This is a genomic window from Psychrobacter glacincola (genome assembly GCF_965118485.1).
Lineage (GTDB): Bacteria > Pseudomonadota > Gammaproteobacteria > Pseudomonadales > Moraxellaceae > Psychrobacter > Psychrobacter glacincola_D.
Genome location: NZ_CBCPJH010000071.1, coordinates 1 through 2,917 on the forward strand (window position 1 = coordinate 1; position 2,917 = coordinate 2,917).

Sequence of the window (2,917 nt, forward strand, 5' to 3'; positions counted from 1 at the left end):
GTTATAGTAAGTGCTCATATTTTAATTAATAGTATTTAAGAGTGGAGCTAAGCATGCAAGCATCTATTGTTAAAAGATTTTCCAATATTAAAACATGGTTATTTGTTCCAGCCACTCGTATAGATAGAGTGGCAAAGGCGTTTGCTAGTGGCGCTGATGCAGTGATTGTTGATTTAGAAGATGCGGTTGCTGCAGCGGACAAAATACAAGCTCGCAAAGATTTGCAAGTCTATTATGACAGTCAGGATTATCAGCCTATTTGGATTCGCATTAATCAAGCAAGTAGTAATGATTTTGTAGAAGACTTAGAACTCTGTCAGCAAATGCCAAATCTTGCCGGACTTATATTACCTAAAGCGGAGCAAGCAGCAGATATTGAACAGCTTTATCACGCGACTGGTTTGCCAGTTATTGCATTGATAGAGACGGCGCTTGGTATATATCAAATTGATAGATTGGCAAAAGCTACTGGGCTGCTGGCATTTAGCTATGGTTTCTTAGATTTATGCAATGATTTGCAGGTGCAAGTAGGTACGGCGGCCGCCGATATTATTGCCAATCAGATTCGCTATCAGCTACTACTTGCCTCAAAAGTGCACAATTTATTAGCACTTATTGATACAATTTATACTGATTTTCATGACGATAAAGGGCTTGGGCAGCGAGTACAATTATGGTCGCAAATGGGTATGTCTGGTATGCTTTGTATTCACCCAAAGCAAGTGGCTGTTGTCCAGAAATCTCTACAACCGACTGATGCTGAAATTGACTTTGCAAAACGCGTGGTAGAAGAATACGAGCAAAGTGGGCAAGCGGTATTTGAAATAGACGGTAATATGGTTGATGCGCCCGTAATTGAGCGCTGTCGGCAGTTATTAAGCCAGTGATAGTCAAAGTAGCAGGTAAGCAGATAATGGTTTATCATTCACTATACTTATTAGCCGTCTAAAAAAGAGTTTAAAGAGTTCTATGATTTTTATTAGTAACAGCATTAGCTTGAACGATATTGACGTCGAGATTAGCGCAATACGAGCGCAAGGCGCGGGCGGTCAAAACGTCAATAAAGTATCGTCTGCGATTCATTTGCGTTTTGATATTCATGCCTCAAGTTTAAGTGATATCAACAAGCAGCGCCTGCTTGAGAGTAAAGACAGCCGAATCACTAAAGAAGGTGTACTGATTATTAAAGCACAGCAATTTCGTACCCAAGAGCGTAATAAAATAGATGCTTTTGAGCGCTTGCAAAGCTTTATTATACAAGCCACTTACGTCAATAAAACCCGCAAGCCTACGAAACCAAGTAGAAATGCAAAGCGTAAACGCGTTGATCAAAAAACCCAGCGCGGCAAGACAAAGGCATTACGCGGTAAAGTGGATTTTTAAATAATCTGTTCTATAAATGAACTGTTTTGAATTAAATCAGAAAGCAAAATGCCAGCCCATTTAAGAGGCTGGCATTTTTTATAGGCTTATTTACTATTAGCTTTTTAGCTAGCCGAGCCTACTACTTAGCTCAGGAAAACGTTTTATCATAAATAGCATGAGTAGCAATGCTGCACTGGCGATTGCAGCACCAACATAGCCCACGCTTGATAACGAAAGATGAGTCACCGCATAACCGCCAAACAAAGCCCCTGTACCTATTCCTAAGTTAATAATCCCTGAAAACATCGACATTAGCATATCTTGCGCGTTGACGTCGACCATGATGACTTTGGCTTGCATAGAGATAATCAGCAGCATGAGTGCCGCGCCCCATAGTAAGGCAATCACGCTAAGCGCCCATACTGAGGTGACGGCAAGCAACAGTGCAAGCATCGATACCAAAATCAATATCGTCGATATTAGCATCAATCTAGTATTAAAATTATCGCCCCAGCGACTGAATATCACACTACCCAAAATCCCTGCTACGCCAAATAATAATAGTACAAAAGTCGCCGCGTTTTCACTGATGGCGCCAACTTGGCGCATAAAAGGTTCGATATAAGAGTAAGCGGTATAGTGTGCGGTAAAAACAATTAAAATCAGCACATACAGGCTGACCAAAAAAGGGTTTTTGAGCAATTCTGGAATCTTTCTAAACGAACCCTCAAACATACTTGGCAGTGTAGGTAATAGCCTTGCCTGCAAGATAAATACCACCAAAGCAACGATGCCGATACCGCCAAAGGTAGCGCGCCAGCCAAACCATTGACCAATCAAACGCCCTAATGGTACGCCGAGTACCATGGCTAATGAGGTTCCGGTCGCAAGTACACTGAGCGCCATGGCTTTTTTGCCTTTGGGCGCTACTCGTATCGCAATCGCCGCCGTGATTGACCAAAATATTGCATGCGATAGCGCAATCCCAACACGGCTGATGAGTAATACATCAAAACTCCAGGCAAATACTGATAACGCATGGCTTGCGATAAATACCGCAAACAAGGCTAATAGTAAACGCTTACGCTCAAAGCGGCTAGTTAGTAGCATCAATGGCAACGACATAGCTGCGACAATCCAAGCATAAAGCGTGATCATCCAGCCTGTTTCTGCTGTAGTGATAGAAAAGTCTTGGGCAATATCACTCAATAAGGCAACTGGGACGAATTCGGTAGTATTCATAATAAAGGCGCTAACGCCCATCAAAAATACTTGAAAATACTGCGTGCGGCGAGTATGTGAGCTCACTTCTAAATTGTGTGTCATAAAATCCAACGGTCAGAAAAAGTACTAAAAAATCAGCGTAAAAATGAGGTGAAAGTAGAGTATGTTTAGAAAGGTAAGCAAGATAGCAAGTCAATGGCTTTAGTTAAAGAGGTTTTTTGCTAACGTAAGCACAGTTTATGAATAGTGCATAACCATGTCTTCATACATCGTTTTCGTACATCTACTTTCATCCCATATTCTTATGAAGCTATTACCATTAATCCAC

3 protein-coding genes are annotated in these 2,917 nt (G+C 41.4%); 2 read left to right on the forward strand and 1 reads right to left on the reverse strand.

What is annotated here, in order from left to right; genetic code table 11:
• Window positions 1–53: 53 nt before the first annotated feature.
• Together ACMHKH_RS14515 and arfB are read left to right on the forward strand one after the other, a co-directional pair.
• Window positions 54–887: an HpcH/HpaI aldolase/citrate lyase family protein gene (locus ACMHKH_RS14515; protein ID WP_413521330.1), complete on the forward strand. Its 834-nt coding sequence runs from the start codon at window positions 54–56 to the stop codon at window positions 885–887.
• Window positions 888–969: 82 nt separating this feature from the next.
• Window positions 970–1,383 (forward strand): alternative ribosome rescue aminoacyl-tRNA hydrolase ArfB, encoded by a 414-nt coding sequence (gene arfB / locus ACMHKH_RS14520; protein WP_413521331.1) that lies wholly within the window; start codon window positions 970–972, stop codon window positions 1,381–1,383.
• Between the two features lie 108 nt (window positions 1,384–1,491).
• On the opposite strand, the gene ACMHKH_RS14525 is transcribed toward arfB, so the two are convergent.
• Window positions 1,492–2,691 carry a sugar transporter gene (locus ACMHKH_RS14525; RefSeq protein ID WP_413521332.1) on the reverse strand — a complete coding sequence of 400 codons (1,200 nt, stop codon included), beginning with the start codon at window positions 2,689–2,691 and terminating at the stop codon, window positions 1,492–1,494.
• Between the last annotated feature and the right edge of the window lie 226 nt (window positions 2,692–2,917).